The following is a 26,319-nucleotide window of genomic DNA, read 5'->3' as shown; positions in this document are numbered from 1 at the left end:
CTCCATGAAAAAAACAGTCCGCCTCGCGGCAGCCGCAGCGCTGCCGATCATGTTCCCCGCGCTTGCCATGGCTGCCGAATTCGACGGCAGCAAGCTGTCCCCGCTCTGGGGCGTTCCGTTCGCGGGCATCCTGCTGTCGATTGCGCTGATGCCGCTGCTTGCGCCGGCGTTCTGGCATCACCACTACGGAAAGGTTTCCGCGGCCTGGGTGCTGGCGTTCCTGCTTCCGTTTGCCGCGAGCTTCGGCGTGCCGCTTGCGGGCGCCCAGTTCGTGCATGCCCTGGTAGAGGAATACATCCCTTTCATCATCCTGCTCACGGCGCTGTTCACGGTGGCGGGCGGCATCCACATCCGCGGCAACCTGCACGGCGCGCCCGGCCTCAACATGGCCATCCTTGCCATTGGCGCGGTGCTGGCAAGCCTCATGGGAACCACGGGCGCCTCGATGCTGCTGATCCGACCGCTGATCCGCGCCAACGACAACCGCGTGAACAAGGCGCACGTGGTGGTGTTCTTCATCTTCATCGTCTCGAATGCTGGCGGTTCGCTCACGCCGCTCGGTGATCCGCCGCTGTTCCTCGGCTTCTTGAAGGGCGTCGATTTCTTCTGGACCGCGCGCAACATCCTGCCCGAAACGCTGTTTCTCGTCGGTACGCTGCTTGCGCTGTTCTATGCCATCGACCGCCATCACTATCGCAAGGAGGGCGTGCTGCCGTTCGACCCCACGCCGGACACCCCGCGCATCGGCTTCGACGGCGCCGCCAACTTCTGGCTGCTGGGCGGGATCATCTTCTTCGTGCTGCTTTCCGGCGTCTGGAAATCGCCGGCCGGCTTCGAGGTGTTCGGCACGCACGTCGGATTGCCGGGGCTCGTGCGCGACGCCGGGCTCATCGCCATCACGCTGCTCTCGCTCAGGATCACGCCCGACAAGGTGCATGCCGACAACCAGTTCGAATGGGGCCCGATGGTCGAGGTGGCCAAGCTGTTCGCGGGCATCTTCCTGACCATCATCCCGGTGATCGCAATGCTGAAAGCCGGCGTCCTCGGGCCCTTCGGGGCGGTGGTGTCGGCGGTGACGCGGGCCGATGGCCAGCCCGATCCGGCCATGTACTTCTGGGCCACCGGCCTCCTGAGCTCGTTTCTCGACAACGCACCCACCTACCTGGTGTTCTTCAACACCGCGGGTGGCGATGCGGCCGCGCTCATGACCACTTACGCCACCACGCTGGCCGCCATCTCGGCCGGGGCCGTGTTCATGGGCGCCAACACCTACATCGGCAACGCTCCCAACCTCATGGTCAAGGCCATTGCCGAGAGCCGCGGCGTGCGCATGCCGGGCTTCTTCGGCTACATGGCGTGGTCCGTGGGCATCCTGGTACCGCTGTTCGTCCTCATCACCTTCATCTTCTTCCGCTAGGCGCAGACATCATCATGAGCAAGCCCAAGATCCTGGTCGCACGCGCGATCTTTCCCGAAACCATCGAACGCCTCTCGCAGCATTTCGACGTCGAGTCGAACCAGGCCGACGAGAGCTGGAGCAAGGAGCAGCTGATCGCCAGGCTGCAAGGCAAGCAGGGCGCCTTCACCACAGGCAGCGAGCGCATCGACGCCGCGCTGCTCGACGCCTGCCCCGACCTGAAGATCTGCGCCAACATGGCCGTCGGATACAACAACTTCGACGTCGATGCCATGGCCGCGCATGGCGTGCTCGGCACCAACGCACCCGACGTGCTCACCGAGACCACGGCCGACTTCGGTTTTGCGCTGCTGATGGCCACGGCCCGCCGCATCACCGAGAGCGAACACTTCCTGCGCGCGGGCAAGTGGCAGAAGTGGAGCTTCGACATGTTCGCAGGCTCCGACATCCATGGTTCGACGCTCGGCATCATCGGCATGGGCCGCATCGGGCAGGGCATTGCCAAGCGCGGCGCACACGGCTTCGGCATGAAGGTGGTCTATCACAACCGTTCGCGGCTCGATGCGGCCCTGGAGGCCGAATGCAAGGCCAGCTACCTGAGCAAGGAAGAACTGCTCAAGACCGCAGACCACGTGGTGCTGGTGGTGCCGTATTCGCCGGCGTCGCACCACACCATCGGCGCGGCCGAAATCGCGCTGATGAAGCCGACCGCCACGCTGGTGAACATCGCGCGCGGCGGCATCGTCGACGACGCGGCGCTGGCCGTTGCGCTGCGCGAGAAGCGCATCGCCGCGGCGGGGCTCGATGTGTTCGAGGGCGAACCCAAGGTCCACCCCGACCTGCTGACCGTGCCCAACGTGGTGCTGACGCCGCACATCGCGAGTGCCACCGTGCCCACGCGCCGCGCGATGGCCGATCTCGCGGCCGACAACCTCATCGCCTGGTTCGGCGGCAAGGGGGCGCTGACGCCCGTCACGCCCGTTCCGCCCGCCGCCAGCTAGATCGACAGACAAACACGGACCCTCATCGCCACCTTGGACACTTTCCTGATTCTTCTTCTGCTGGCCGCCCTTGCGGTGGTCCAGCTGGTGCTCGCGGTCTGGCTGCTGGCACGCCGCCAGCCAGCGCCCGACCACAGCGAACTGCTCTCGGTGCTGTCCGCCATGGGTGCCGCCAACGAACGCACCGAACGCGAGCTGCGCCACGAAATCGGCGAAAGCTCGCGCGGCGCGCGACAGGAAACCGCGCAAGCCTTCGCCACCTTCCAGCAGGCCTTGGTGCAGCAGGGCGCCGAAGCCACCCGCACGCAGAACGCCCAGCTCGATGCCTTCTCGCTGCAGCTCGCCTCGTTGCAGAAGACCCTGGCCGACACGCTCAACACCCAGCTGCAGGGCCTGAGCGAATCCAATGCGCGCCGCCTGTCGGAAGTGCGCGCGACCATGGAAGCGCAGCTGGCGCAGCTGCAGCAGAGCAACACCGCCAAGCTCGACGAGATGCGCAAGACCGTCGACGAGAAGCTGCAGAGCACGCTCGAAGCCCGCCTGGGCGAGAGCTTCAAGCAGGTGGCCGACCGGCTCGAGCAGGTGCACAAGGGCCTGGGCGAGATGCAGACGCTGGCCGTCGGCGTCGGCAGCCTGCAGCGCGTGCTGACCAACGTCAAGACGCGCGGCGTGTTCGGCGAAGTGCAGCTCGAGGCGCTGCTCGAGCAGGTGCTCACGCCCGAGCAGTACGCCAAGCAGATCGAGACCAAGCCGCGCAGCGGACAGCGCGTGGACTTCGCGATCCGCTTCCCGGGCCGCGGCGACGACGGCGCCCCGGTGTGGCTGCCGATCGACGCCAAGTTTCCACGCGACGACTACGAGCGCCTGATCGATGCGCACGAGCGCGCCGATGCGCCCGGCGCCGAGCTGGCGGCCAAGGCGCTCGAGGCGCGCATCCGCGTCGAGGCCCGTTCGATCGCCGAGAACTATCTGGCGGCGCCGCACACCACCGACTTCGCCATTCTTTTCCTGCCGGTCGAAAGCCTCTATGCCGAGGTGCTGCGCCGCCCGGGCCTGATGGACGCCATCCAGCGCCAGCACCGCGTGACGCTGGCCGGCCCCACAACCCTGCTTGCCATGCTCAACAGCCTGCACATGGGCTTTCGCACGCTGGCGCTGGAGCAGCAGGCCTCCGAGGTGTGGAAGGTGCTGGGCGCGGTCAAGACCGAGTTCGAGCGCTACGGCGAATGGGTCTCGCGCATCAAGGAGCAGGTGGCCAAGGCCTCCGACACGCTCGACAAGGCCGACACGCGCGCCAAGCAGATGCGCCTGGCGCTGCGCAAGGTCGAGGCGCTGCCCGAGGCCCAGTCGCAGGTGCTGCTGCCTCCCACGGCCGACAGCGAGGGCGACGACACCCCGTGAAAGGCTCCGAACTGCTGCGCGTGATCGGCGCCCAGGTCTGCCTGCACGCCACCATGGCCGGCATGCGGCTCGCGACTCCGCTGCTGGCGCTGCAGCAGGGCTACAGCGCAGCAGCCGTGGGCGTGCTGATCGCGCTGTTCGCGCTCACGCAGGTGTTCCTGGCGCTGCCGGCAGGGCGCTTTGCCGACCGGCACGGGTTCAAGCGGCCGCTGTGGCTGTCGGTCATTGCGGCTTCGGCCGGCGCGGGACTCGTGCTCGTCTTTCCGACCTTTGCGATGATGTGCATCGCGGCGCTGCTGACCGGCGGCGCCACGGGCGCGACCGTCATTGCGCTGCAGCGCCACGTGGGCCGCTCCGCGACCAACGCCACGCAGCTCAAGCGCGTGTTCAGCTGGCTTGCGATTGCGCCCGCGGTTGCCAATTTCGTCGGCCCGTTCGTCGCGGGCATGCTCATCGACCATGCGGGACGCGCACCCGCGGACATGCTGGCGTTCCGGGTCTGCTTTGCGGTGATGGCGGCTTTTCCCGTCGTCTGCTGGCTGCTTGCGCGCGGCGCGCACGAGCCGCCGCCTGTCGCACCCGCCGCCGGCGCCGTGCCCACGCGGGCCTGGGACCTGCTGCGCGAGCCGATGTTCCGCCGCCTGCTGTTCGTGAACTGGCTGCAGTCGTCGAGCTGGGACGTGCATGCCTTCGTGCTGCCGGTGCTGGGGCATGACCGCGGCATCGGCGCGTCGGTGATCGGCTCCATCCTCGGCGCCTTTGCTATTGCCGCGGCGGCCATCCGGGTGGTGCTGCCGCTGGTGGCTTCGCGCGCTTCGGAGCGCAGCGTGATCCTGAGCTCCACCCTCGTCACGGCGGCGGTGTTCGCGGTCTATCCGCTGCTCGACTCGGCCTGGACCATGGGCCTGTGTTCCGTGATCCTCGGCTTCGCGCTCGGCGCGGTGCAGCCGATGGTGATGAGCATGCTGCACCAGATCACACCGCACGCGCGGCACGGCGAGGCGCTGGGCCTGCGGCTCATGACCATCAATGCATCGAGCGTGGCCATGCCGATGCTGTTCGGCTCGATCGGCGCGCTGATCGGGATCGCGGGCGTTTTCTGGGTGGTGGGCGGTGTGGTTGCGCTGGGGGCGCGGGCGACCTGGGGCTTGAAGGTCTAGCTGCCCCGCCGAGGCAGGGCGAGGCCGCCGGAGCCTGGAACCGGGCTAAAGTTTGTAGAACCGCTTGATCGCGTCCCACGCGTCTTCGGGGGCGTCGACGTATTCGAAGAGCTTCACGTCGGCCGGCGAGATCACGCCTTCTTCGACCAGGAAGTCGAAGTCGATCAGCTTCTTCCAGTAGGCCGAGCCGAACAGCACGATCGGCACCGGCTTCGACTTGCGGGTCTGTACCAGCGTGATCACCTCGAACAGCTCGTCCAGCGTGCCGAAGCCGCCCGGAAACGCCACCAGCGCCTTGGCACGCATCATGAAATGCATCTTGCGGATCGCGAAGTAGTGGAACTTGAAGCTTAGCGCCGGCGTGACGTAGGGGTTGGCTTCTTCTTCCATCGGCAGCGCGATGGCCAGGCCGACCGAGAGGCCGCCGCCTTCGTGCGCGCCGCGGTTGGCCGCCTGCATGATGCCGGGGCCGCCGCCGGTGCAGACAAAGAGCTTGTCCTCGGGTTCCTTGCCGTTGCTGTACTCCGCCACCAGCTTGCCGAAGGCGCGCGCCTTCTCGTAGTAGTGCGAACTGCGCGCCAGGCGGCGCCAGCGCTCAGCGGCCACCGCGTCGCCGGCGGCTTCGGCCTGCGCGACCAGCGCGGCTGCTTCTTCTTCGCTGCGAAAGCGCGCGCTGCCGAACACCACCACGGTGTTCTCGATGCCGTGGGCGCGCTGCTCCAGGTCGGGTTTCATCAGCTCGAGCTGCATGCGGATGCCGCGGGTTTCGCGGCGCAGCAGGAATTCCGGATCGGCAAAGGCGAGGCGCGAGGGATCGGGATCGAGCGGAAGGCCTTTTTCGGAGTGTGCCTTGAGGGTGGCCCAGGCGTCCGCGAGGCGCTTGTCGTGAAGGTCGTGCGTGTTGTTCATGGGGAAATCGGGCAGGAAGACTTGCAGCATTGTGCAGCCTCGGGGACGCGGTGCCCCGCGGCTCAGAAAGTGCCGTGCCGCCCCGCGCCGCGAACGAAGCGCTCGGCGCCGGCCGCGCCCTCGGCCGCGACGATCGGCACGCCGAGCCGGCCTTCCTGCCGCAGCGCATCGGCCTGCGGCAGGTTCCACTGGGCGTAGGCGGAATGGCGGTCCACCAGCATGCACTGCTGGGGGAACGACGCGATTTCGCGCGCGAGCGCTTCGGCCGCGTGGCGGGCCTGGCCGAGCGGCACCACGCGGTCGACCAGGCCCATGGCCTGCGCTTCCGGGGCGCTCACGGGCCGACCGGTCAGGATCAGGTCGAGCGCGCGGCCCATGCCGACGATGCGCGGCAGCCGCACCGTGCCGCCATCGATCAGCGGCACGCCCCAGCGCCGGCAGAACACGCCGAGCACGGCATCTTCCTCGGCCACGCGCAGGTCGGCCAGCAGTGCGAGTTCCAGGCCTCCGGCCACCGCATGGCCGCTGATGGCGGCGATCAGGGGCTTGGCGAGCACCATGCGGGTCGGGCCCATCGGGCCTGAGCCGCCGCCTTCGGGGTCGAGTTCATTGCGGCGCGCCGGGTCGCCGACCGCGCCCAGGTCGGCGCCCGCGCAGAAGGTACCGTGCTCGCCCCAGAGCACGGCAACGCGCTGGCTTTCATCGGCTTCGAAGCTTTCGAAGGCGGCGCGCAGCGCCTCGGCCATGGGCCGGTCGACGGCGTTGCGCTGCTTCGGGCGGCTCATGACGATGGTGCTGACCGGCCCATCGATCTCGGTGCGGACGCTGGCGGATGTCTTCATGGGCAAAAGGGTAAACCCATCAACGGAAAAAGGCTCCTTGCGGAGCCTTTGTCGTCGGGGCTGCTGGCCAGCCAGCAGGGTGCAGGGCTTAGACGCGCTTGCGGTATTCGCCGGTGCGGGTGTCGATTTCGATCTTGTCGCCTTGCGACACGAACAGCGGCACCGGCACTTCGAAGCCGGTGGCGATCTTGGCGGGCTTGAGCACCTTGCCCGAGGTGTCGCCCTTGACGGCCGGCTCGGTCCAGGTGATTTCGCGCTCGACGCTGGTCGGCAGTTCGACCGAGATGGCCTTGCCGTCGTAGAACACCACTTCGACCGGCATGCCGTCTTCGAGGTAGTTGAGGGCGTCGCCCATGTTCTCGGCTTCGACTTCGTACTGGTTGTACTCGGTGTCCATGCAGACGTACATCGGGTCGGCGAAGTAGGAGTAGGTGCACTCCTTCTTGTCGAGCACGATCTGGTCGATCTTGTCGTCGGCCTTGAAGACCACTTCGGTGTTGAAGTTGGCGATCAGGCTCTTGAGCTTCATGCGCACGGTGGCGGAGTTGCGGCCGCCGCGGCTGTATTCGGTCTTGAGGACGACCATCGGGTCCTTGCCGTGCATGATGACGTTGCCGGCGCGGATTTCTTGAGCGATTTTCATATCAGGTTCTCTGGATGTTGGCCGCTCGGTGCGCGGAGCCATCGGCGACGTTTGCAATGTGGTTTGCAAGGTCTTGCCGGCGTGTCTTGCCGGCCTCATTGGCCCCACGGTACATGTCCCGCGGCAGGTTTGGCGGAGAGCATCTCGGATCTGTGTAGATCCGGGCCGAAATCCGCAAAGCCCACTATTTTAGCTTTTTCCGGCGACCAGATGCCGCAATTGAGTGACCAAGTCCTCTTGCGCGTACAACCTTTCGCGGGCGGCCCGCACGGTGTCGTGCCATGGGCCCTGCGTTTCGAGAGGAGGCAGGGGGCTGCTGTCGAACCCGTTCCAGGCATGGTGGAACTGCCGCAGCGACGGCGGGGCGCCCAGCCAGTCGAGCCAGGCGCCGAGCTTGACGTGGTGCGCGTCGTCGTCCTGCGGGTAGATCTGCCAGACCAGCGGCGCGCCGGCCCACAGGCCCCGGACGAGCGAATCCTCGCCGCGCACGAAATTCAGGTCGCAGGCCCACAGGAGGTGGTCGAAATCGGTCTGCGTGAGATAGGGCAGGTATGAAATTGATAGCGCGCCCAGTCCCGAGAGCCCCTGGTCCGCTTGTTCGCGGCCGGAAAAAAACGCCCTGACCGCATGCGCGGCGCGGCCCGAGGTGACCAGGAGCCGGGTGGGCTGCGAAGCTGCTGCCAGTTGCTCGAGCAGCGCGGCCAGCGCCGGAGGCTCGTAGCAGAACAGCGAAACCAGACGTTCGCCATTGCGCCAGGGGATTTGCTGCGACGCGAGCCACTGCGCGCGGTCGAAGCGCGCTCTTCGCTCCAGCAGGCCGGGCTCCCGAAGCAGCCCCCCCGTGGCGGGCGTGAAGCCCGGATAGAAAAAGCGCTTCGTCAATCCCGTGCCGGGCCCCTTGAACACGGGCGAGGGCAGGCCATGCAGGCGTTCGACATACGGCTCGGCCGACAGGTATTCGAGATTGATCCACGCCCGGCGCGGTCCGCCCGGGGCCTGCGGCCCGGCAAAGCGCGCGATCAGTTCGGGCGCCGGTTCGCAGCCGAAGGCTTCGATCAGCACATCGGGCGGCGGGGCTGCCACGGCTTGCCGGATGGCGTCGGGCTCGAGCCAGTCGACCACGCTCACGCCTTCGCAGCCGGTGGGCGCCATCCAGTGCAGGGCGGTGGCGTCGTCGATCCACAGGCGCACGCGCTCGCCGAGTGCCGCCAGCTGGGTGGCCAGCCGCCAGCACACGCCGAGGTCGCCGTGGTTGTCGATGACCCTGCAGAAAATGTCCCATTGCATGGGCGCCAGTGTGCCTGTCTTCGGCGGGGCGAGGCAGCCGTGCCTGCCTGGAATGCAGGGTCGGCCTGCGGGGAATGCGCGTCGGCAACGGCAAGACCATGGTGCGCGCCCGCACCATCCGTGCGCGCCACAATAGCCGCCATGTCAGACGTGCATTCCGATCAATTGCTCAGCGAAGTCGCGGCCCTGCCGCAACTGCCGGGGGTCTACCGCTATTTCGACGCGGCTGGCGCGGTGCTCTACGTGGGCAAGGCGCGCAACCTCAAGAAGCGGGTTGCCAACTATTTCCAGAAGAGCCATGGCGGCACGCGCATCGGCCACATGATCAGCAAGATCGCGCGCATGGAGACCACCGTGGTGCGCTCCGAGGCCGAGGCGCTGCTGCTCGAGAACAATCTCATCAAGACGCTCAAGCCGCGCTACAACATCCTGTTCCGCGACGACAAGAGCTACCCCTACCTGAAGATCGCCTCGCACGAGTTTCCGCGCCTGGCCTACTACCGCGGCGCGGTCGACAAGAAGCACCGCTACTTCGGACCCTACCCGAGCGCCTGGGCGGTGAAGGAGTCGATCCAGCTGCTGCAGAAGGTCTTCAAGCTGCGCACCTGCGAAGACACGGTGTACGCCAACCGCACGCGTCCCTGCCTGCTGTACCAGATCAAGCGCTGCACAGGCCCCTGCGTGGGCTACATCTCGCCCGAGGCCTATGCGCAGGACGTGGCCAGCGCCGAAGCCTTCTTGATGGGCGACACCCAGCTCGTGCTCTCGAAGCTCGAGGCGCGCATGACCGAGCACGCCGAGAAGCTCGAGTTCGAACAGGCGGCCGAGCTGCGCAACCAGATGTCGGCGATCTCGCGCGTGCTGCACCAGCAGTCGATCGAGATCGCTTCCGACAAGGACGTGGACATCCTTGCCGTCAAGGTCCAGGGAGGCAAGGCCTGCGTCAACCTGGCGATGGTGCGCGGCGGCCGGCACCTGGGCGACCGCGCCTATTTTCCGGTGCATGTGGAAGACGCCGCGCAAATCCACCATGGCGAGCTCGATGCGGAAGAGGGCGCAGTGCCCGCCGCGGCCGATCCGATCGAGGTGCAGGTGCTCGAGGCCTTCATTGCCCAGCACTACATCGACGTGCCCGTGCCCGCCACGCTGGTGCTGAGCCACCTGGTGAGCCGCGAGCTGATCGAGGCGATTTCGCAGCAGGCCGGCGCGCGCGTGACGGCGGTGTTCCAGCCGCGCGAGCAGCGCCGGCACTGGCTCGAAATGGCCGAGACGAACGCCGGCCTGCAATTGGCCCGGCTGCTGGCAGAAGAAGGTTCGCAGCAGGCGCGCACCCGCGCGCTGGCCGATGCGCTCGAACTCGCGCCCGACGACCTCGACAACTTCCGCATCGAGTGCTTCGACATCTCGCACACCGCGGGCGAGGCCACGCAGGCTTCGTGCGTGGTGTTCGAGCGCCACACGATGCAGAACCGCGAATACCGTCGCTACAACATCGAAGGCATCACGCCCGGCGACGACTACGCCGCGATGCGCCAGGTGCTGCACCGCCGCTACGGCAAGCTGGCCGAGGCCATGGCGGCCGAGACCGACGCACCCCCCATGGGCGATGCCGGCGGCGCGGGCAGCGATGCGCCCGCCAGAACCCGCGCTGCGCGCATGCCCGACCTGGTGCTGGTCGACGGCGGCAAGGGCCAGGTATCGATGGCGCGCGAAGTGTTCAGCGAACTGGGCCTGGCGCTGTCGCTCATCGTGGGTGTCGAAAAGGGCGAGGGGCGCAAGGTCGGGCTCGAGGAACTGGTGTTTGCCGATGGCCGTGAGAAGGTCTACCTGGGCAAGGACTCCGCGGCGCTCATGCTGGTGGCGCAGATCCGCGACGAGGCCCACCGCTTCGCCATCACCGGCATGCGCGCCAAGCGCGCGAAGGTGCGCGTGGGCGGCAGCCAGCTCGAGGACATTCCGGGCATCGGGCCGAAGCGCCGGGCGCGCCTGCTGCAGCGTTTTGGCGGAATCCGCGGCGTTGCGGCGGCCAGCGTCGAAGACATTGCATCGGTCGAGGGCATTGCCACGGACCTGGCCGAGGAAATCTACAAGGCCCTGCGTTGAAGGCCGATACCGAGAGATGAGCAAGACGGCGAGGTCGTCCCGCCGTGACACAATCAAGCGATGTTCTGGACCTTACCGACCATCATGACCTGGACGCGCATTGTCGCGATCCCTTTGATCGTCGGCGTGTTCTACCTGCCGATGGCCGAGCCGATGCGCAACCTGATCGCCACGGTGATGTTCATCGTCTTCGCCGCCACCGACTGGCTCGACGGCTATCTGGCGCGCAAGCTGAACCAAACCTCGGCCTTCGGCGCCTTCCTCGATCCGGTGGCCGACAAGTTCCTCGTGTGCGCCGCGCTGCTGGTGCTGGTGCACCTGCAGCGCGCCGATGTGTTCGTGGCGCTGATCATCATCGGCCGTGAGATCGCCATCTCGGCGCTGCGCGAATGGATGGCGCGAATCGGCGCCGGCAAGAGCGTGGCGGTCCACATGATCGGCAAGGTCAAGACGACCGTGCAGATGATTGCGATTCCCTTCCTGCTCTATGACGGGCATCTGTTCAAAGTCATCGACACGGGCCTCTGGGGCCAGTGGCTGATCTGGATCTCGGCGGTGCTCACCGTGTGGTCGATGGTCTATTACCTGCAGAAGGCCATTCCCGAGATCCGGGCCCACAGCAAATGACGATGGTGGCCACGGCACGCGGCTCGGGATGGCTGCGGGCCATGCCGGCGGTCTTCGTGCTGATCTGGAGCACGGGCTTCATCGTTGCGCGCTACGGCATGCCTTACGCGCCGCCGCTCAAGTTCCTGGCCGTGCGCTTTGCGCTTTCTCTCGTGTGCTTCTGCCTCTGGGTCGCGCTTGCGCGGGTCGCCTGGCCGAAGGAGCGCGCGCAGTGGGGGCACCTAGCGGTCACGGGCGGCCTGATGCAGGCCGGCTACCTGGCCGGCGTCTGGGCCGCCGTGCATGCGGGCATGGGCGCGGGGCTGGTGGCACTGCTGGTCGGCATCCAGCCGGTGCTGACCGCCGTCTGGCTGTCGTTCAACGGCGGACGCATTTCGCAGCGCCAATGGGCCGGGCTGGTGCTGGGCTTTGCGGGCCTGGTGCTCGTGGTGTCGCGCAAGTTCGGCCAAGGCAGCGAGGTTAGCGCGCTGACAATGGGGCTTGCAGTGATGGCGCTCCTTTCGATCACGGCGGGCACGCTGTACCAGAAGCGCTTCGTCGCGCCCTGCGACGTGCGCAGCGCGAGCGCCGTGCAGATGGCGGCGGCATTGCTCGTGAGCTTGCCCTTTGCGGCGATGGAATCGCAGGGCATCGAATGGAATGCATACTCGACCGGCGCCATGGCCTGGTCGGTGCTGGTGCTGTCGCTCGGCGGCAGCTCGCTGCTCTACATGCTGATCCAGCGCGGCACGGCCACCGCCGTCACGAGCCTGCTCTACCTGGTGCCGCCGTGCACCGCGGTCATGGCCTGGCTGCTGTTCGCCGAGCCGATCACCCTGGTGACCTTGCTGGGCATCGGGCTCACTGCGGCCGGCGTGAGCCTGGTGGTGCGCAGCGAGCGCTGACCGGGCGCTCCTTTTACTCCTTTTCAGCGCGGCGAACCGGCCTTGCCGGGTTTCCAGGGCTCGCCGCGGAACTGTTCGGCCAGGTGGTCGAGCAGCAGCCGCACGCGGCGCGGCGTCTTGGGGCGCCAGGGCGCAATCCAGTGGATGTCGGCATCGGGCATGGCGTAGTGGGGCAGCACGCGCACCAGCTCGCCGGAAGCCAGTTGCGGCGCAATGTCCCACAGGCTGCGCAGCATGACGCCGTGGCCGGCCAGGCACCAGTCGCGCACCATCTCGCCCGAATTGCTCGTCAGCGGACCCTGGACGCGCACGCGCGCCGTGCTGCCGTCGCGCGCGTGGCGCAGGGTCCACAGGGCGAACTGGTGCTGGTTGACCTCGCCGTTCTCGCGCGCGACCAGGCAGTCGTGCGTCGCCAGCGCATCGACAGTGGCCGGCATGCCGCGCTGTTTTATGTATGCAGGAGAGGCAGCGAGCACGCGCTGGTTGCGCGCAATGCGGCGCGTGACCCAGTCGGCCGCGCGGCGCTGCTGCACGGCCCAGAGCCAGAGCGCGCCGTCATAGCCTTCGGCGCCGAGGTCGGGCAGCCGCTCGGTCAGCAGCAACTCGATCTGCAGCCCGGGATGACGCGCCTGAAAGCTGGCCAGGGCAGGGCCGAGCCAGCGCCGGCCGAAGCCGAAGGTCGCAGCCAGCCGGATGGTGCCGACCAGCTCGTTCTGCCGCTCGCCAAGCTCGCTTTCGAGCGCCGCAAAACCTTCGAGCAGCGCTCTGGCGTGCAGGCAGACGGCTTCGCCCTCGGCCGTCACGCTCAGCCGGCGCGTGGTGCGTTCGAACAGCCGCTGGCCCAGCCGTGCCTCGAGCGCACCGAGCCGCTTGGTCACGACCGAGGGCACCACGTCGAGCGTGGCGGAGGCGCCCGCCAGGCTTCCCTGGTCGCGGATGGCCAGCACCAGTTCGAGATCGCCTCGGTCCATCGACAATGGATTCATGCCAGATTGGAAAGTATGAATTGGTCGATTGTTGCTTGATGATCGATGAGGCGCAACGCACAATTGCCGCGTGACTGTTTCCTTCTTCGACTTTCCCGAATTCAACATCGAGCGCAACGGCGTCCGCGTGCATGGCCGCATCGGCGGGCGCGGCGCGCCCTTGCTGCTCCTTCACGGCCATCCGCAGACGCATCTGATCTGGCATCGCGTGGTGCCGGCCCTCGCCGAGCAATTCACGGTGGTGGCAGTGGACCTGCGCGGCTATGGCGATTCGGGCCGCCCCGCGGACGATACCGACCACGGGGTCTACAGCAAGCGCGAAATGGCGCTCGACGCACTCGCCGCCATGCGCCATCACGGCTTCGAGCGCTTCGGCGTGCTGGCACACGATCGCGGCGCGCGCGTCGCGCACCGGCTGGCCGCCGACCATGCGGCGGCCGTCGACCGCATGCTGCTGCTGGACATCGCACCCACGCTCTCGATGTACGAGAACACCACCGAGGCCTTTGCGCGCGCCTACTGGCACTGGTTCTTCCTGATCCAGCCGCCACCGCTGCCCGAGGCGCTGATCGCCTCCGATCCGGTGCGCTACGTGCGCAGCGTGATGGGCGGACGCCACGCCGGGCTCGCGCCCTTCGCGCCCGAGGTGCTGGCCGAATACGAGCGCTGCGCGGGCATTCCGGGCACGGCCGAATCCATCTGCGGCGACTACCGCGCGTCCGCCACCATCGATCTGGTGCACGACCGCGTCGACATCGCCGCCGGCCGCAAGCTTGCGCAGCCGCTGCGCGTGCTTTGGGGCGAGCATGGCGCGGTGGGCCGCTGCTTCGACGTGCTCTCGCTCTGGCGCGAATGCGCTGTCCAGGTTTCGGGCCGCGCGTTGCCGTGCGGCCACTACGTACCGGAGGAGGCCCCGGGCGAACTGCTCGCCGAGGCGCTCCAGTTTTTCACTTCCCCTCTCCAGCAAGAAGGAACCAGACCATGACCACCCACAGAATCGCAGTCATCGCCGGCGACGGCATCGGCAAGGAAACCATGCCCGAAGGCCTGCGCGTGGTCGATGCCGCGGCGCGCAAGTTCGGCATCGACCTGAAGTTCGACCACTTCGACTTTTCGAGCTGGGACTACTGCGAGAAGCACGGCAAGATGCTGCCCGACAACTGGAAGGACCAGATCGGCGGCCATGACGCCATCTATTTCGGTGCGGTCGGCTGGCCCGAAAAAATTGCCGACCACGTGTCGCTCTGGGGCTCGCTGCTCCTGTTCCGCCGCGAGTTCGACCAGTACATCAACCTGCGCCCGGCGCGGCTGATGCCCGGCATCACGGCGCCCGTGGTGCGTCGCGACGGCACGCCGCGCGAGCCCGGCGAGATCGACATGTACATCGTGCGCGAGAACACCGAAGGCGAATACTCGAGCATCGGCGGTCGCATGTACGAAGGCACGCCGCGCGAGATCGTGGTGCAGGAAACCGTGATGTCGCGCGTGGGCGTCGACCGCGTGCTCAAGTTCGCTTTCGAGCTTGCGCAATCGCGCCCCAAGAAGCACCTGACCAGCGCGACCAAGTCGAACGGCATCTCCATCACCATGCCGTACTGGGACGAACGCGTGGCCGAAATGGCGAAGAACTATCCGGGCGTGAAGCTCGACAAGTTCCACATCGACATCCTCACGGCCCACTTCGTGCAGCGGCCCGACTTCTTCGACGTGGTCGTGGCCAGCAACCTGTTCGGCGACATCCTGTCCGACCTGGGCCCAGCGTGCACCGGCACCATCGGCATTGCGCCCAGCGCCAATCTCAACCCCGAGCGCACCACGCCCTCGCTGTTCGAGCCGGTGCATGGCTCGGCACCCGACATCGCGGGCAAAGGCATCGCCAACCCCATCGGACAGATCTGGTGCGGCGCGATGATGCTCGAGTTCCTGGGCCACAAGAAGGCGCACGACGCGATCCTTGCCACCATCGAAAAGGTGCTCGCGCCCCAAAGCGGAGCGCCGCGCACGCCCGACATCGGCGGCAAGGCGAGCACCAGCGACCTTGGCAAGGCCATTGCCGAGGCCCTTTGAAATTCGACTTCACGAAACGCCCCTAAAATCGCGCGCTCCGCTGTTCTGCACGGCCTCGTGTCGTATTGACACCCTGCAGACCAGTGGTTGTAATCCTCGCTGGCAGCGCGCTGCCGAGGCGTCAGTCCTGCCAGGCTTGTCGAGCCGCGTCATTTCGCGGCCAGCTCGCAGCTGACGAAAGCCGACCAACTTTATTTCTTCTACAAGGGGCCCTTGTGAACAAGACCGAACTGATTGAGCACATCGCAAAGAACGCCGATATTTCCAAGGCAGCCGCCACCCGCGCGCTGGAATCCACCATCGGCGCCATTCGTACCACGCTCAAAAAAGGCGGCTCGGTGTCGCTGGTCGGTTTCGGCACTTTCGCAGTCGGTAAAAGGGCCGCCCGCACCGGCCGCAATCCACGCACCGGTGACGCGATTAAAATCAAGGCCGCCAAGATTCCGAAGTTCCGTCCGGGCAAGGCGTTGAAAGACGCGCTGAATTAAGACGTAGACTACGGAGAGTATTCCCGGTGGGGTGCTTAGCTCAGCTGGTAGAGCGGCGCCCTTACAAGGCGTAGGTCGGGGGTTCGAGCCCCTCAGCACCCACCACCCGAAACTCAATGAAATCAAGGGCTTAGAGCGATCTAAGCCCTTTTTCTTTGTCTGTTTGCCAGCTTTTATCGCAGTCTAGAACAGCCTTTGCCAACCAAAAACAGTGATCTGCCACCCGTCCTAATCGCGTAAAGTGCGTAGCTTCGCGGTTGAAAATTGGAGCAGATATGGCGGGAAAAAGGCAGCGGCCGAACGGGTGGGAATACGTCATCAAGCGGGCTGGGCTTCTCGACAAGCCGATCTATCTCACCTTCGCCGATGAAAAAGAGGGTGACGCCTTCGTCGCCAAGGTCGAGAAGCTGCTCGACAAAGGCATCGTGCCAACCGAACTGCAGGCTCCTTCCCGCATCGTCACTATCGCCGACCTTGTGCGCGAATATGAGCGCGACGCGCATCCGAAGGAGAAAGATCGTGCTGCGCTCGGAACCATCATCAAATCGAGGGGAACCACACGGCTGACCAGCATCGACGCGGGTTGGGTCGATGACTGGATTTCCGAGATGAAGCGCATCGACAAGTTAGCGCCGGCTACGATCCGCGCGAAGGTTGGTGCGCTGGCGCGTTGCACTGACTGGGGAATGCGGAAAGGACATGTCCTGCTGCCCGACCATCCCCTGCGCACCCTCCCGGAAGGCTACGCGCAGTACACGAAGACCGATGCGGCTATCGCCGGCGAGGCGCGCGTCGATGTGGAGCGGGATAGGCGGCTTGAACCAGGCGAGTTCGAAAAGGTGTCGGCCGTCATCGTGTCGGGCGTGCTGCCCCGCAAGCAGCGTCCTCTTTCGCTCGATGACCCTAAGGCCCTGTGGTGCATGTTCGTGCTAGCCGTCGAATCGGCCATGCGGATGCGCGAGATGTATACGCTGACGCTGGATCAGGTCGACCTCGCAAAGCGCACCGCGTTTCTCGACAAGACGAAGAACGGAGACAAGCGACAAGTTCCGTTGTCGAGTGTCGCGGTGGCGACGCTGACGGCATACCTCGAACTACGGACCGCCGCGGGCGCGAAGGGGCGGGATGTTCTTTTTCCGTGGTGGGACGGCGACACTAGTCCCAAAAAACTTCACAAAACCACGGACTATCTTTCGAAGCTCTATGTCGGAATTTTCGAAGCAGCCGAGTGCCCGAATCTAACTTTTCATGATCTACGGCATGAGGCGACGAGCCGGCTCTTCGAGAAGACGACGCTTTCAGAAACGCAGATCATGAAAATCACCGGCCACAAGTCGCACCGCATGATGATGCGGTACGCCAATCTACGAGGTAGCGACCTGGCGACGCGCCTTTGGTGATTTCGACGGTCGGCGCATCCGAGCGGCGGTCTCGCGAATCACGGCGTTCTCGATGAATTCGAGCACGTCCTTTGTCATCATCACGTAGGCGCGGCCGACCTGCGCGGCGGGCAATTCACCCTTGTGGATCATCTTTTTCACCGTCTCCGGGTGGATTTTCAGCAGCTCGGCCGCGCCGGGCACGTCAACTGTAAGGCTCATCGTTTCAGCCCTCCGTTCGCCGTTCGGCGCCCTGGCACACCCCCGGAGGCAGTTGGGACCTTCCTGCATACTTCTCCGCTGGAGGTGAAGCATTGAAAAAGTTCTATTACTTTGCGGCCGGTGGCGCACTGCTTTGTGCAACAGCGCTTGTTGTGGTCTTCTTCAGGCACCGACCGAGCACGCCTAGTGACTGGGCGGCATGGGCCCAAGCTGGAACTGCGGCCGTTGCAATCGTCGCTGCCGCTATCGCGGTTGTTTGGCAACAATTGCAGCAGAAAGTGCATCAAGCGGAAGCGGCCCGTCTGGAGCAAATTCGGCGTCTGCAGATCATTGGCGGGGCGCTCTTCAACTGCCGTGTCATTGTTGAGTATTTGCTGCACGAATTCGTGCAGCTGGCGGGCGTCCCCGTGCGAAAGGAGCTTGCGGACTTTGACTCTCAACTCAAGAGCTTGATGCGAATCGCTCCTTTGGATTTCCCCGATTGGCCATCCTTTCATGCGGTCGAGACGTTGGCGCAGACATTCCGTACGCACGAAGAAACGATTGCGAGGGCTGCTGAAACTCTGTCCGAGCGTGCGTGGGACACTCGCGAGAAATATCTGAACGTGCTCCTTACTGCTGTTGAGCATGCGGAAGAAATTGTCGAGGGCTCGCTCGGAAGCATCGGTGGTCACTTCATGTTGGTGACCAACACGTTTCAGAGCGGGCGTGTTGTCTATTCGCGCGGGCACCCGGACCTTAAAAGGCGTGCGGGGTAGGGCGCTGGAGTAGCGCCGATGTTCAAGCATCTGTGTACTGGTGCGACGGCTGATGCGGTTCACACTGTCTCCAAGACGGCGGCGATCACGTCTCGCGCGACGGGCGGGCAAACGGCATTGCCGAGCATGTGCACCGCCTGGCGGTGCTGTGCGGGGAGCTGGTAGGTTTCGGGGAATCCCATGGCATCGCGGTTCTCGGCCGCCGTGAGCATCCGCATGCGTGGGCCATCGACCACCGCCCAGCGGTCTACGGTCGTAACGGTTCCCAGCGGACGCGACAGGCAGCGACCGGTGAGGCCCGAGCCACTACCGTAGTACGGCATCAGGAATCGCTCGCCGAAGCGAGCCCGGCCGGCGGCGACGCGCGCGAGAGTCGCGGCAGAACGGCCCGGCCGTTCGATGTCGGACCACTTGCCCGAGCCAAAGTTGATGATCTTGTCGGCGCCGATATGGGCGCGCGGCGCAAGGCGAAGCTGCAGAGGATTTTTGCTGCGGGAGCAAACGATGAAGGCCCGGCGGCGATGCTGCGGCACGCCGTGGTCCGCGGAATCAATGATGTGCGGAGCCAGCGAATAGCCGAGGGCTTCCATTGCGTGGCGCCACGCCGGGAACAGTGCCCAATTCAGGAATTCGATTACGTTCTCAGCGACTGCCACCGGCGGGCGGTGGTACTCGAGTGCAGACACCACGGCCCACGCCGTACTGCGTTGGGCATCGTGGTGTGGCTTTTCCTTCCCGCGCGCCGACGTGTGGCCCTGGCATGCCGGCGAGGCGAGCAATATGTCGTGTGCCGGCACATCCCGCCAATCGGCCTGCTGCAGATCCTGGCATGCGTGGGCGGTTTCGGGATGGTTGGCCGCGTGGATGTCTACAGCGGCCCGCCAGTGATTGGCCGCCCATACAACGGTGCAACCTGCCTGCTTGGCGCCGGTCGAGAAGCCGCCCGCACCTGCGAAAAGGTCAACAGCTCTCATGCGCTCACCGTCAGTTGAACGGTTGCACGGTCGAGGCCGAAGTCTCGCGCTACAAACTCACTGAGCACCAGTCCTTGAAGATGGCGCACATCGCCGGTGTTGGCGACAACCACCTCGGGATTGAACCGGCTCCCGTCCGTGGCGCTGATGTGCGCACCCTCTGCGCCGCCGGTGTGGCCGGGACGGACCACTTGCCAAAGCACGGCGCCCGCCATGCGCAGCGCATGCGCTTCATTGTCGAAGCGCACATCGGTGACAGCAAAGCGTGTTTCTCCTTCCCGGCGGTAGTAGATGAGCCGCTTCATCAGCTGCTCGGTCCAGTAGCGCGGCGACTGCGCGCGCCGATACTCAGTGCCCCACCATTGCATGATCTGCCGTGGGCTGCGCGGCTCGTCGAGCCATGCATCGCTGAGCGGAGTGCGATGGTCGGGTGCCGCCGCGGACAGCGACAAGACCACGGCCGCGAGGAAGTCGCGCGGTGCATGTCGCATGCGCAGCGCGACGGTCGGAACGTTCTTCAGATTCGGGTTCGTGAGGTCGTCGTGTGAGAGATTGAAGGCGTGGGAGATCTCGCCGCGCAGTGCGTCCGCGAATGCGAGTTTGCGAAAGCGCGCATGCGCGACGAGCAAGTCGGCCACGGTGTCTTTGCCGACGCCGGCATGGCCAGTGAGGGCGATGAGATGGTGAAGGGCAGGGCGCTTCACCGGGGGCGGAACGAGGGTCATGGTTGCGGTGGTGGGGAGGTGGCTAGGCGGCTTGTGTGGCCGCTGAGGCGCGCGCCGGCAGCAGCTCGCACGAAGAGATGGCGGCGTGCGTTTCAGGCGACATGGCGCCGGGCATCGCGCGTGGATTGGTGAGCACCAGGCGCAGCGCGTCGCCGGCCTTTAGGTCGCGATGCTGAGCGCGCCACGCTGCGGCGGCCTGGCCGACCCAGCGAGTCACATAGACCTCGACGGCGCGCGGCCCTTGGTTGTCGACGACTCGCATCTTCAGGACGAATTCGCCCGCGTCGGACTTGTGTTCGCTGACTGCGGGACGGCCTGGGCGGTCCTTGCCGACGAAGAAAACGCCGGTGGTCGTGGTCGTCATGGCCGCGCACCTCGCTGCTCGGCGCGGATGCGCTTGAAAGTCTTGCGGATGTCGGTGGCGACGCTCGGCGTGTAGTGGAAGCGGCTGTCGGCAAGGCCGCCGATGGGTCCGGTTTGTTGCGGCTGCTTGGGGCGCCGCGGGCGAGGGGAAACGATCACGATCATGGTGTGCTCCAGCCGTAGACACACATCGCGGCAAGCACGATGGGTAGGACGATGAAGACCGCCAGCGCGGCAGCGGTCGCGAGGAAGCCCGAGATGGGCCTGACGGGCGAAGTCCTCATGAGGCCAACGCCGGTTTCTTGGAATGAGGTCGAGCGCATGCCGGCCTTTCAGAAAGGGCAGTGCAGGGCACTGCGCCTGCGTGTGGTCAGAACGACTTCGAGCGCAATGTCGGTCACCTCTTCGTCAGAGGCTCCATAGCGACTCGCGAGTAGCGCCACACTCATGGGATTGCGCTCGCAAAACGGAGAACCCGGGCGGTGCTCGTAGTGGTAGCCGCCGCACCGGCACAGACGATGGCCGGTTTCGCGCAGATGTTGCGTGAACAGGCCGTGGCTGCGGCGACGCGTGCGGCATTCGGGGCAGCGGAACAGGAACGTCATGCCGCTTCGTCTCCCCCGTTGCCGAGGACCGGACCGCTCGCGGTTTGCTGGGCCACTGAGTCCTTTGCTGCCGCCTTCTTCGCTGCACCCGATTGCAGATCGCGAAGGCCCTTGGCGTAGCCGCGCCAAAACGCCCGCACCGACTCCGAGGCGCCGTCTTGGTCTTTGAGGGCGTCAGCCCTCCGCAGGAGCGCGCCGATTTCTTCATTCGACACGCTCACGGCTTCACCTCGCGGATCGAGTGATTGACGTGTGCCAGAGCCTCATGGAGCGGCTGAGTCACGAGAGAGCCGTAGCCGGCTGCTTGGTAGGCAGCGATGGCCTGCGCGATGGCTGCGGCTGCTTGCGCTGCCGCCAAGTTCGCCTTTGTCTCGGCGATGCTGAGTGGGCTCGCTTTGAATGCCGCGTTCATGCCGCACCCCGCGCCGAGAGGTTGAGCGTGTCGATTTCGCTACTGAGCGCGCGTGCGCGCTCGCCGAACTCGGCCGCCATCGGGTGCGCGAGTGCGTCCTCCGTGTAGGCCGCGACGGTCGCGTCAGAGATTCCAGGCAGGCTGATGCTGCCGAGCTTCAATGCCTTGTTGGCGAGCGGCACGCCCATGGCTTGCCAGTTCGCAACGCCTGCGGCGCTGCAGCGATAGAACGCCTGGCGGCGGCGGCCGATGGTGCGAATCCAGATGTCCACGCGCGCCGAACTGGTGGCAGCGTGGCGCGATGCGGCGCGGCTGTCGGTGGCGTGGTTGATTTGAGCGCGGGCCACTGCGTCAGCCTTCGATGCGCTCGACTTCCGAAACCGGGCACCCGGTGACGTGTTGTGCGCTTATGAGGGCGGCTTCGGCATTCGCAGCCTTCAATTGGACGAAGGGGTGTGCGCCGGTGTCTGAGGGGGCAAGGTGGCCGAGGCCATCGCGGGGAACGAAGAAGCAGCGGTAGCTGCGCGTCGCGGGAAGTTTCGCCATCGTCATCTCCAAGGTGGCTGCGGGATGCAGCACTTGGATCAAAGTCTAGAATAACTAGACTTATAGAGTCAAGTAAAACTAGCTAATCGGGCAAGTATTTCTTGACGTAGTGACTTGTGGCGAGAAAAAGCCGCCTGATGGCGGCTCAAAAAATTGGTGCTGAGTTGTCGCTGCTACCAGAGGGAAGTGATCTTTCGCCGTGGCACCGGATGCGCGATGTAGTAGACCCAGTCCACATCCTCAAACCGATAGTGAAGCACCACCGAAGTGTTGTAGCTGCCAAACCGGTAAGCGCCGCGCTGCGAAAGCAGGCGCTTAATCATCGTGACGCCGGAGGTCAGCCGCACCAGGACATCGTCCTCCAGTTCAGGCGCGGTCCCTGGCTCCACCAGCGCGAAATCGCCAGGGGTGTACTTTGGAACCATGCTTTCTTCGGAAACCTCCACGAGGAAGGCGTGCGGGTCTGTACTTGCAACAAGCCCGTATTGATCCGTTGCTCCCACTGGATGGTCTCCGTCGCTCCAAATTCGCTCTGATAAGCCACCGGCGCCTTTGCCGACAACCCATATGCGTTGCGGCTTTGTCGGGTCGACTGGGATTGCTCCATCAGGCATTTGGGGGGCGAGCTCGTTAGGCGGCGGCGGCGTGCCGGCGCTCTCCCGGCCGAACGGATGGGGGTATCCGGTGACCTCTGCGATCTTCTGGATCTGCACAAAGCTGGGAGCGGTTTTCCCGTTCTCCCAAAACCCTGCCGTTGCCTTGCTCCGACCCATGGCGTCGCCAAGCTGCTCAAGCGTCCAGCCTTTGTGTTTTCGCGCAGCGCGCACCCAGTCTTTCAACTCCATTTCTTGATCGTAAAGAAAAACTTGACCCCGTGAGGCAAGTAATACTTGAACTGATTGTCTAGAAATACTAGACTCTGCGGAAACTGCCAAAGGATCAAGCATGGAACACCCCGTCGACAGAGCTGCAAAGGTTGTTGGCTCCAAAACCGCACTTGCGAATGCGCTGGGCGTTACCAAGGCTGCCGTTGGTCAATGGAAAGACGAAGGGCGGCGCGTGCCCGCTGAGCATTGCCCGTCCATTGAGCGCTTGACCTCTGGTGCCGTGCGCTGCGAAGAGCTTCGGCCTGACGTCGCATGGGATGTGTTGCGGGCGGCTGCCGGGGAGGGCGCCTATGAATAGGGTGCACAGCTCCCACGACGCTTCGCGCCGCTCGCTGCACTCGGGGCTGATGTCACTCGTGGTGGCCGATGAGGTCGAGCACTTTCCCGGCAGTCCTGACAGGCAGCCCGAGCTAGTTCTGACTGCGTGCGAGCCAGTCGGCCTGTTCTCGAATGGACGAGAGCAATCGATAGCGCATCTCCTGCATGACACCGGCGGCGCCCCCTTGCTCACTGGCATGGCGTCGAGCACTGAAGTAGATCGCGGCGCGAGATGCCAAGCGATTCGCCTTCTCCCGGATGTAGGAATCCGTGCCCAAGTATCCGCACAAAAAGGTGATCCGGTTGAGACGCGCCGAGTCTGCGACCGGTGCGGCCCCGTCGAGCAACCGTTCAATTTCATCGCACGTCGAAAGGATCTCGGGCCATGAGTTCGTTGCCATGCGCAATGCCGCCTTTGTCTGTGAGGGTGGAAAAAGTCGTGCTTGTCCAATGTCAGCGCGGCGAGGGTGAGTCTCGGCGTGACGTGCTGCAGATTTTCCACCTGAATGGTGCCCTGTTGGCCGAGCATGACTGCATCCATGACGATCCGGAATTCGCGTCGCATCACTTGCGCCAAACGCTTGCAAACGGTGCGGCCCCGAGGCGAAGCCGCGACAGAGCGGGAAAGTCCGACCGAAGCGCAGGGGAGGCACATGAGTGATGGAGCCTGGCGGCCACTCACGACAACCACGTCGCAGTGGGCCTTATCACGTCAACGGAAGGCGCGAGCACGCGCTCGCACAGTTGCGCCATCGCGGCGCGTTGACGCAGCGCCGCAAGCCCTTGGGCGCCTGCGCTTGCCGTCGTTATCTCTATCCACGCCGCGATGCTCTCTCGGTTCAGGTCTGGCTCGACTTCCAGCAGTTGCACGAGCTGCTGCAGGAATTGCTCGATGGCGTCGATGCGCTCCGCCAGCGTCGGAGCAGGACTCGCTTCCGCGAGGCGTTGGCTGTTTCTCTCTGAGGTCTGCATGAGAACGAATATCTCAATTGACGCGGCGCACGGCTATGGCGCCGATGAGCCCGTGCCCAACAAGCTGCGCGGCCACGATGCGGCGGTCGCTGCCTATGACACCGCGCATGGCTGCCAGGGCGGCATCGTTGCCCTCGCCAAGCGCATGGGCCACAACCCCAACACGTTGACGCACAAGGTCAACCCGCAGAACACGACCCATCACCTCACGCTGCGCGACGCCATCGAGATGCAGTGGCAGAGCCGGGACTACCGCATCTTGCACGCCATGGCCGGCGAGCTGGACCACGTTTGCATCCGGGCCACGCCGGCGCATTCCGAGGGCGATCCGCTCGATGCCTTGATGCAGCTCCAGATGGCGTTCGCCGACTACGTGCAGGCGCTCGGCGAGGCGCTGACGCGCCGCAAGGACGGCGTGTCGCGCAATCAGATGCGCAAGGCGGAGCACCACGCGGCGGAACTGGTCGCGAACGTCGGCCACTCGCTGGCGATGCTGCGCGGCCTGATGCGGGAGGAACCGAAGGCATGAGCGCAGCGGATCGACCTGGCCGGGGAGGGTGCGCGACGCCATGAGCATCAAAGTGATGTCGATGGTCTTTGATCGCTATCCAGCGGGCGGCATGGAGCGGTTGCTCGCGCTCGCAATGGCCGACCATGCCAGCGATGACGGCCGGCGCATCTGGCCTTCGGTGGATGAGCTGGCCCGCAAGACCATGCAGAGCCGCAGCAGCGTGCAGCGGCAGATTCGCCGAATGGTGGCGACCGGCTGGCTGATTCAGGTCAAGACGGCGACCGGGCGGCCCGGCGTGACCAACGAATACCGCATCTGTCCCGAGTGGATCGAAGGCGGCGACGTGCCGGTTCCGGAGAGGGGTGTCAATTTGACACCCCTCGATGACGCGCCCCCACCTGAAGTTATGCACACGGGTGTCAATCTGACACCCGTCTCGACACCCGAGAGGGGTGTCACCACGGACGAGAGGGGTGTCACCAGAGACGAGAGGGGTGTCACAGCTATGACACCCGAATCTTCAGAACCATCAATGAACCAATCCCCCCTACCCCCCGGCGGGGGGGCGACCGGGTTCGATGAGCTTTTTGCGATCTACCCGAACCACGACAACAGGCTGAAGGCCGAACGCCGATACCGGCGGATGGCGCCAAGCGCCGCGCTGCAGCAGACGATGCGCTCGGCCATCGAGGCCCAAAGGCTTAGCAAGAGGTGGACAAAGGAGGACGGAGAGTTCGTGCCCGAGTTCGCCAACTGGCTTCGGAACGAACGGTGGCGGGATGTGCCTCGTGCGCCTGGCGCTGGCCCTGCCGTCGCGGCCGGGGCATGGCACGAGACGCGCAGCGGCATCGACTCGAAGGCGCGTGCGCTCGGCTTGGCGCCGTGGGACGAAGCGGCCTTCTCGGTGGGCCGTGGTGAAACCTATCTCGCCTTCACCGCAAGGGTGAGGCGTGCGGCCGAGCAGGCAGGGGAGGCGGTATGCGCGTGACGGTGGGCTTCAGCGGTGCTGGCCTCGCCAGCGTGCAGGCGCAGCTCGCCAAGTTGTCGGGGCAGCAGGCCAAGCAAGCCTATGCGAACGGGCTGAGCGATGGCGGCTTCCTCGCGCGGCGCGAGTGGCAGCGCGAGATGCGCGACCAGTTCGACCGGCCAACGCCCTACATCCTCAAGAGCGTGTATGTCCGCAAGGCCACGCCCGAGCGGCTGAGCGTGGACATCGAGCCGACTTACTTCGGTGGCAAGGGCGTGGACCCGCAGAAGATCCTGCAGGCGCAAGAGTTCGGCGGCGCCCGTCGAGACAAGCGCAGCGAGGCGGCCCTGCGCCGCATCGGCATCCTGCCCGCCGGCTATCAGACGGCCATTCCCGACACGCCATTCCCCGGCAGCGATGACGGGCGCGGCAACGTGCGCGGCGGCTTCCTCGTGCGCCTGCTGTCCTACTTCCAGGCCATGGGCGAGCAGGGCTACAAGGCCAACATGACGGACAAGCGCAAGGCCCGTCTGCACAAGGGCGGCAAGGGCCGCGAGGGCGTGCGATTTTTCGTTGCCTATGGTCATCTTCGCAGTGGCCCGACGCAGCACCTCGCGCCTGGCATCTGGGCGGCGACTGGGCAAGACGGATTCATCGTGCGGCCCGTGCTGATGTTCGTGCGCGATGGCATGTACGAGTCGCGGATCAGCCGCCAGCGCGTGGCCGAGCGCGCGGACCTTGAGCCCTACATCGAGCGGCGCATTCGCTACCACGTCCGAAAGCTGGTGGGCCAATGAAGAACAGCGTCACGGGTCCTTCCGCAGAAGCGTGGGTTACGGGTAATTCGAACCCCGACTTCGGACTG

35 protein-coding genes and 1 tRNA gene are annotated in these 26,319 nt (G+C 65.5%); 17 read left to right on the top strand and 19 right to left on the bottom strand.

Annotated features, from left to right (window positions below):
• The first annotated feature begins 4 nt into the window (after positions 1-4).
• From EJO66_RS09230 to EJO66_RS09215, 4 genes are read left to right on the top strand one after another with little or no spacing between them, the layout of a single operon-like run.
• Positions 5-1,417: a sodium:proton antiporter gene (locus EJO66_RS09230; RefSeq protein WP_125965106.1), complete on the top strand. Its 1,413-nt coding sequence runs from the start codon at positions 5-7 to the stop codon at positions 1,415-1,417.
• A 14-nt stretch (positions 1,418-1,431) separates the two neighbouring features.
• The gene (locus EJO66_RS09225; protein WP_124961420.1) at positions 1,432-2,418 is read left to right on the top strand and encodes a 2-hydroxyacid dehydrogenase; all 987 of its coding nucleotides are present in this window, start codon (positions 1,432-1,434) and stop codon (positions 2,416-2,418) included.
• A gap of 33 nt (positions 2,419-2,451) precedes the next feature.
• Complete coding sequence (locus EJO66_RS09220) at positions 2,452-3,819, top strand: DNA recombination protein RmuC (RefSeq protein WP_125965105.1); 1,368 nt, start codon at positions 2,452-2,454, stop codon at positions 3,817-3,819.
• Positions 3,816-4,979, top strand: coding sequence for an MFS transporter (locus tag EJO66_RS09215; RefSeq protein WP_125965104.1), 1,164 nt, complete (start codon positions 3,816-3,818; stop codon positions 4,977-4,979). The genes EJO66_RS09220 and EJO66_RS09215 overlap by 4 nt, the downstream gene beginning before the upstream one ends.
• A 45-nt stretch (positions 4,980-5,024) precedes the next feature.
• Here EJO66_RS09215 and EJO66_RS09210 read toward each other — a convergent pair whose 3' ends face one another.
• The 4 genes from EJO66_RS09210 to earP form a co-directional block, all read right to left on the bottom strand.
• Complete coding sequence (locus EJO66_RS09210) at positions 5,025-5,888, bottom strand: LOG family protein (protein ID WP_124961458.1); 864 nt, start codon at positions 5,886-5,888, stop codon at positions 5,025-5,027.
• A gap of 62 nt (positions 5,889-5,950) precedes the next feature.
• Positions 5,951-6,730 carry a crotonase/enoyl-CoA hydratase family protein gene (locus tag EJO66_RS09205; RefSeq protein WP_124961417.1) on the bottom strand — a complete coding sequence of 260 codons (780 nt, stop codon included), beginning with the start codon at positions 6,728-6,730 and terminating at the stop codon, positions 5,951-5,953.
• A gap of 88 nt (positions 6,731-6,818) precedes the next feature.
• On the bottom strand, positions 6,819-7,373 hold the full coding sequence (efp, locus tag EJO66_RS09200) for an elongation factor P (RefSeq protein ID WP_012746921.1): 555 nt from the start codon (positions 7,371-7,373) through the stop codon (positions 6,819-6,821).
• A gap of 189 nt (positions 7,374-7,562) precedes the next feature.
• The gene (gene earP, locus EJO66_RS09195; RefSeq protein WP_240648553.1) at positions 7,563-8,660 is read right to left on the bottom strand and encodes an elongation factor P maturation arginine rhamnosyltransferase EarP; all 1,098 of its coding nucleotides are present in this window, start codon (positions 8,658-8,660) and stop codon (positions 7,563-7,565) included.
• Between the two features lie 141 nt (positions 8,661-8,801).
• Here earP and uvrC point away from each other — a divergent pair, with 141 nt between their 5' ends.
• From uvrC to EJO66_RS09180, 3 genes are read left to right on the top strand one after another with little or no spacing between them, the layout of a single operon-like run.
• Positions 8,802-10,763 carry an excinuclease ABC subunit UvrC gene (uvrC, locus tag EJO66_RS09190; RefSeq protein WP_124961415.1) on the top strand — a complete coding sequence of 654 codons (1,962 nt, stop codon included), beginning with the start codon at positions 8,802-8,804 and terminating at the stop codon, positions 10,761-10,763.
• A 60-nt stretch (positions 10,764-10,823) separates the two neighbouring features.
• Positions 10,824-11,390 carry a CDP-diacylglycerol--glycerol-3-phosphate 3-phosphatidyltransferase gene (gene pgsA / locus EJO66_RS09185; protein ID WP_124961414.1) on the top strand — a complete coding sequence of 189 codons (567 nt, stop codon included), beginning with the start codon at positions 10,824-10,826 and terminating at the stop codon, positions 11,388-11,390.
• Positions 11,387-12,274 (top strand): DMT family transporter, encoded by an 888-nt coding sequence (locus EJO66_RS09180; protein ID WP_125965102.1) that lies wholly within the window; start codon positions 11,387-11,389, stop codon positions 12,272-12,274. The genes pgsA and EJO66_RS09180 overlap by 4 nt, the downstream gene beginning before the upstream one ends.
• A 23-nt stretch (positions 12,275-12,297) precedes the next feature.
• Here EJO66_RS09180 and EJO66_RS09175 read toward each other — a convergent pair whose 3' ends face one another.
• Positions 12,298-13,260 (bottom strand): LysR substrate-binding domain-containing protein, encoded by a 963-nt coding sequence (locus tag EJO66_RS09175; RefSeq protein ID WP_125965101.1) that lies wholly within the window; start codon positions 13,258-13,260, stop codon positions 12,298-12,300.
• A gap of 70 nt (positions 13,261-13,330) precedes the next feature.
• Between EJO66_RS09175 and EJO66_RS09170 the strand changes: the two genes are divergently transcribed.
• The 5 genes from EJO66_RS09170 (at position 13,331) to EJO66_RS09150 (ending at position 17,215) form a co-directional block, all read left to right on the top strand.
• Positions 13,331-14,245 carry an alpha/beta fold hydrolase gene (locus EJO66_RS09170; protein WP_124961411.1) on the top strand — a complete coding sequence of 305 codons (915 nt, stop codon included), beginning with the start codon at positions 13,331-13,333 and terminating at the stop codon, positions 14,243-14,245.
• On the top strand, positions 14,242-15,327 hold the full coding sequence (locus tag EJO66_RS09165) for a tartrate dehydrogenase (protein WP_124961410.1): 1,086 nt from the start codon (positions 14,242-14,244) through the stop codon (positions 15,325-15,327). Before EJO66_RS09170 ends, EJO66_RS09165 begins: the two co-directional genes overlap by 4 nt.
• Positions 15,328-15,542: 215 nt before the next feature.
• On the top strand, positions 15,543-15,815 hold the full coding sequence (locus EJO66_RS09160; RefSeq protein ID WP_007830705.1) for an HU family DNA-binding protein: 273 nt from the start codon (positions 15,543-15,545) through the stop codon (positions 15,813-15,815).
• A gap of 29 nt (positions 15,816-15,844) precedes the next feature.
• Positions 15,845-15,920 (top strand) — tRNA-Val (locus EJO66_RS09155).
• A gap of 170 nt (positions 15,921-16,090) precedes the next feature.
• The gene (locus EJO66_RS09150) at positions 16,091-17,215 is read left to right on the top strand and encodes a site-specific integrase (RefSeq protein WP_125965100.1); all 1,125 of its coding nucleotides are present in this window, start codon (positions 16,091-16,093) and stop codon (positions 17,213-17,215) included.
• On the opposite strand, the gene EJO66_RS09145 is transcribed toward EJO66_RS09150, so the two are convergent.
• On the bottom strand, positions 17,180-17,416 hold the full coding sequence (locus tag EJO66_RS09145; protein WP_164547800.1) for a helix-turn-helix domain-containing protein: 237 nt from the start codon (positions 17,414-17,416) through the stop codon (positions 17,180-17,182). The genes EJO66_RS09150 and EJO66_RS09145 overlap by 36 nt on opposite strands.
• Positions 17,417-17,508: 92 nt before the next feature.
• On the opposite strand from EJO66_RS09145, the gene EJO66_RS09140 reads away from it, so the two are divergent.
• Positions 17,509-18,174: a hypothetical protein gene (locus EJO66_RS09140; RefSeq protein ID WP_125965098.1), complete on the top strand. Its 666-nt coding sequence runs from the start codon at positions 17,509-17,511 to the stop codon at positions 18,172-18,174.
• A gap of 59 nt (positions 18,175-18,233) precedes the next feature.
• Here EJO66_RS09140 and EJO66_RS09135 read toward each other — a convergent pair whose 3' ends face one another.
• The 11 genes from EJO66_RS09135 to EJO66_RS09095 form a co-directional block, all read right to left on the bottom strand.
• Positions 18,234-19,148: a DNA cytosine methyltransferase gene (locus EJO66_RS09135; protein WP_125965097.1), complete on the bottom strand. Its 915-nt coding sequence runs from the start codon at positions 19,146-19,148 to the stop codon at positions 18,234-18,236.
• Complete coding sequence (locus EJO66_RS09130; protein WP_125965096.1) at positions 19,145-19,873, bottom strand: deoxynucleotide monophosphate kinase family protein; 729 nt, start codon at positions 19,871-19,873, stop codon at positions 19,145-19,147. The genes EJO66_RS09135 and EJO66_RS09130 overlap by 4 nt, the downstream gene beginning before the upstream one ends.
• 22 nt (positions 19,874-19,895) lie before the next feature.
• Positions 19,896-20,237 (bottom strand): hypothetical protein, encoded by a 342-nt coding sequence (locus EJO66_RS09125; protein ID WP_125965095.1) that lies wholly within the window; start codon positions 20,235-20,237, stop codon positions 19,896-19,898.
• Positions 20,234-20,401, bottom strand: coding sequence for a hypothetical protein (locus tag EJO66_RS32525; protein ID WP_164547799.1), 168 nt, complete (start codon positions 20,399-20,401; stop codon positions 20,234-20,236). The genes EJO66_RS09125 and EJO66_RS32525 overlap by 4 nt, the downstream gene beginning before the upstream one ends.
• Complete coding sequence (locus tag EJO66_RS33190) at positions 20,398-20,520, bottom strand: hypothetical protein (protein WP_276311966.1); 123 nt, start codon at positions 20,518-20,520, stop codon at positions 20,398-20,400. Before EJO66_RS33190 ends, EJO66_RS32525 begins: the two co-directional genes overlap by 4 nt.
• Before the next feature lie 48 nt (positions 20,521-20,568).
• Positions 20,569-20,841, bottom strand: coding sequence for a hypothetical protein (locus tag EJO66_RS09120; RefSeq protein WP_125965094.1), 273 nt, complete (start codon positions 20,839-20,841; stop codon positions 20,569-20,571).
• Positions 20,838-21,062, bottom strand: a complete 225-nt coding sequence (locus EJO66_RS09115) for a hypothetical protein (RefSeq protein ID WP_125965093.1) — start codon at positions 21,060-21,062, stop codon at positions 20,838-20,840. Before EJO66_RS09115 ends, EJO66_RS09120 begins: the two co-directional genes overlap by 4 nt.
• Complete coding sequence (locus tag EJO66_RS09110) at positions 21,059-21,253, bottom strand: hypothetical protein (protein WP_125965092.1); 195 nt, start codon at positions 21,251-21,253, stop codon at positions 21,059-21,061. The genes EJO66_RS09115 and EJO66_RS09110 overlap by 4 nt, the downstream gene beginning before the upstream one ends.
• A complete protein-coding gene (locus EJO66_RS09105; RefSeq protein ID WP_125965091.1) occupies positions 21,250-21,600 on the bottom strand; it encodes a hypothetical protein in 351 nt (116 codons plus the stop codon). The genes EJO66_RS09110 and EJO66_RS09105 overlap by 4 nt, the downstream gene beginning before the upstream one ends.
• Positions 21,601-21,604: 4 nt before the next feature.
• On the bottom strand, positions 21,605-21,799 hold the full coding sequence (locus EJO66_RS09100) for a hypothetical protein (RefSeq protein ID WP_125965090.1): 195 nt from the start codon (positions 21,797-21,799) through the stop codon (positions 21,605-21,607).
• 173 nt (positions 21,800-21,972) lie between these two features.
• Positions 21,973-22,644 carry a helix-turn-helix domain-containing protein gene (locus EJO66_RS09095; protein ID WP_164547798.1) on the bottom strand — a complete coding sequence of 224 codons (672 nt, stop codon included), beginning with the start codon at positions 22,642-22,644 and terminating at the stop codon, positions 21,973-21,975.
• A 100-nt stretch (positions 22,645-22,744) separates the two neighbouring features.
• Between EJO66_RS09095 and EJO66_RS09090 the strand changes: the two genes are divergently transcribed.
• Positions 22,745-22,984 carry a transcriptional regulator gene (locus EJO66_RS09090; protein WP_125965088.1) on the top strand — a complete coding sequence of 80 codons (240 nt, stop codon included), beginning with the start codon at positions 22,745-22,747 and terminating at the stop codon, positions 22,982-22,984.
• A 112-nt stretch (positions 22,985-23,096) separates the two neighbouring features.
• Here the strand turns inward: EJO66_RS09090 and EJO66_RS09085 are convergent, their stop codons facing one another.
• Complete coding sequence (locus tag EJO66_RS09085) at positions 23,097-23,405, bottom strand: hypothetical protein (RefSeq protein ID WP_125965087.1); 309 nt, start codon at positions 23,403-23,405, stop codon at positions 23,097-23,099.
• Between the two features lie 277 nt (positions 23,406-23,682).
• Complete coding sequence (locus tag EJO66_RS32520; protein ID WP_164547797.1) at positions 23,683-23,976, bottom strand: hypothetical protein; 294 nt, start codon at positions 23,974-23,976, stop codon at positions 23,683-23,685.
• On the opposite strand from EJO66_RS32520, the gene EJO66_RS09080 reads away from it, so the two are divergent.
• The 3 genes from EJO66_RS09080 to EJO66_RS09070 are packed head-to-tail and all read left to right on the top strand — an operon-like array spanning position 23,975 to position 26,251.
• Entirely contained in the window at positions 23,975-24,505 is a 531-nt protein-coding gene (locus tag EJO66_RS09080) for a phage regulatory CII family protein (protein WP_164547796.1), read from the top strand. The two genes, EJO66_RS32520 and EJO66_RS09080, sit on opposite strands and share 2 nt — an antisense overlap.
• A 40-nt stretch (positions 24,506-24,545) precedes the next feature.
• Positions 24,546-25,475, top strand: a complete 930-nt coding sequence (locus tag EJO66_RS09075; protein ID WP_125965085.1) for a helix-turn-helix domain-containing protein — start codon at positions 24,546-24,548, stop codon at positions 25,473-25,475.
• On the top strand, positions 25,466-26,251 hold the full coding sequence (locus EJO66_RS09070; RefSeq protein ID WP_125965084.1) for a hypothetical protein: 786 nt from the start codon (positions 25,466-25,468) through the stop codon (positions 26,249-26,251). Before EJO66_RS09075 ends, EJO66_RS09070 begins: the two co-directional genes overlap by 10 nt.
• Positions 26,252-26,319 lie beyond the last annotated feature (68 nt).

It is taken from the genome of Variovorax beijingensis (assembly GCF_003951285.1).
In the GTDB taxonomy this organism is placed as follows: Bacteria; Pseudomonadota; Gammaproteobacteria; order Burkholderiales; family Burkholderiaceae_C; genus Variovorax; species Variovorax beijingensis.
This window is presented reverse-complemented; position numbering and strand designations above follow the sequence as displayed.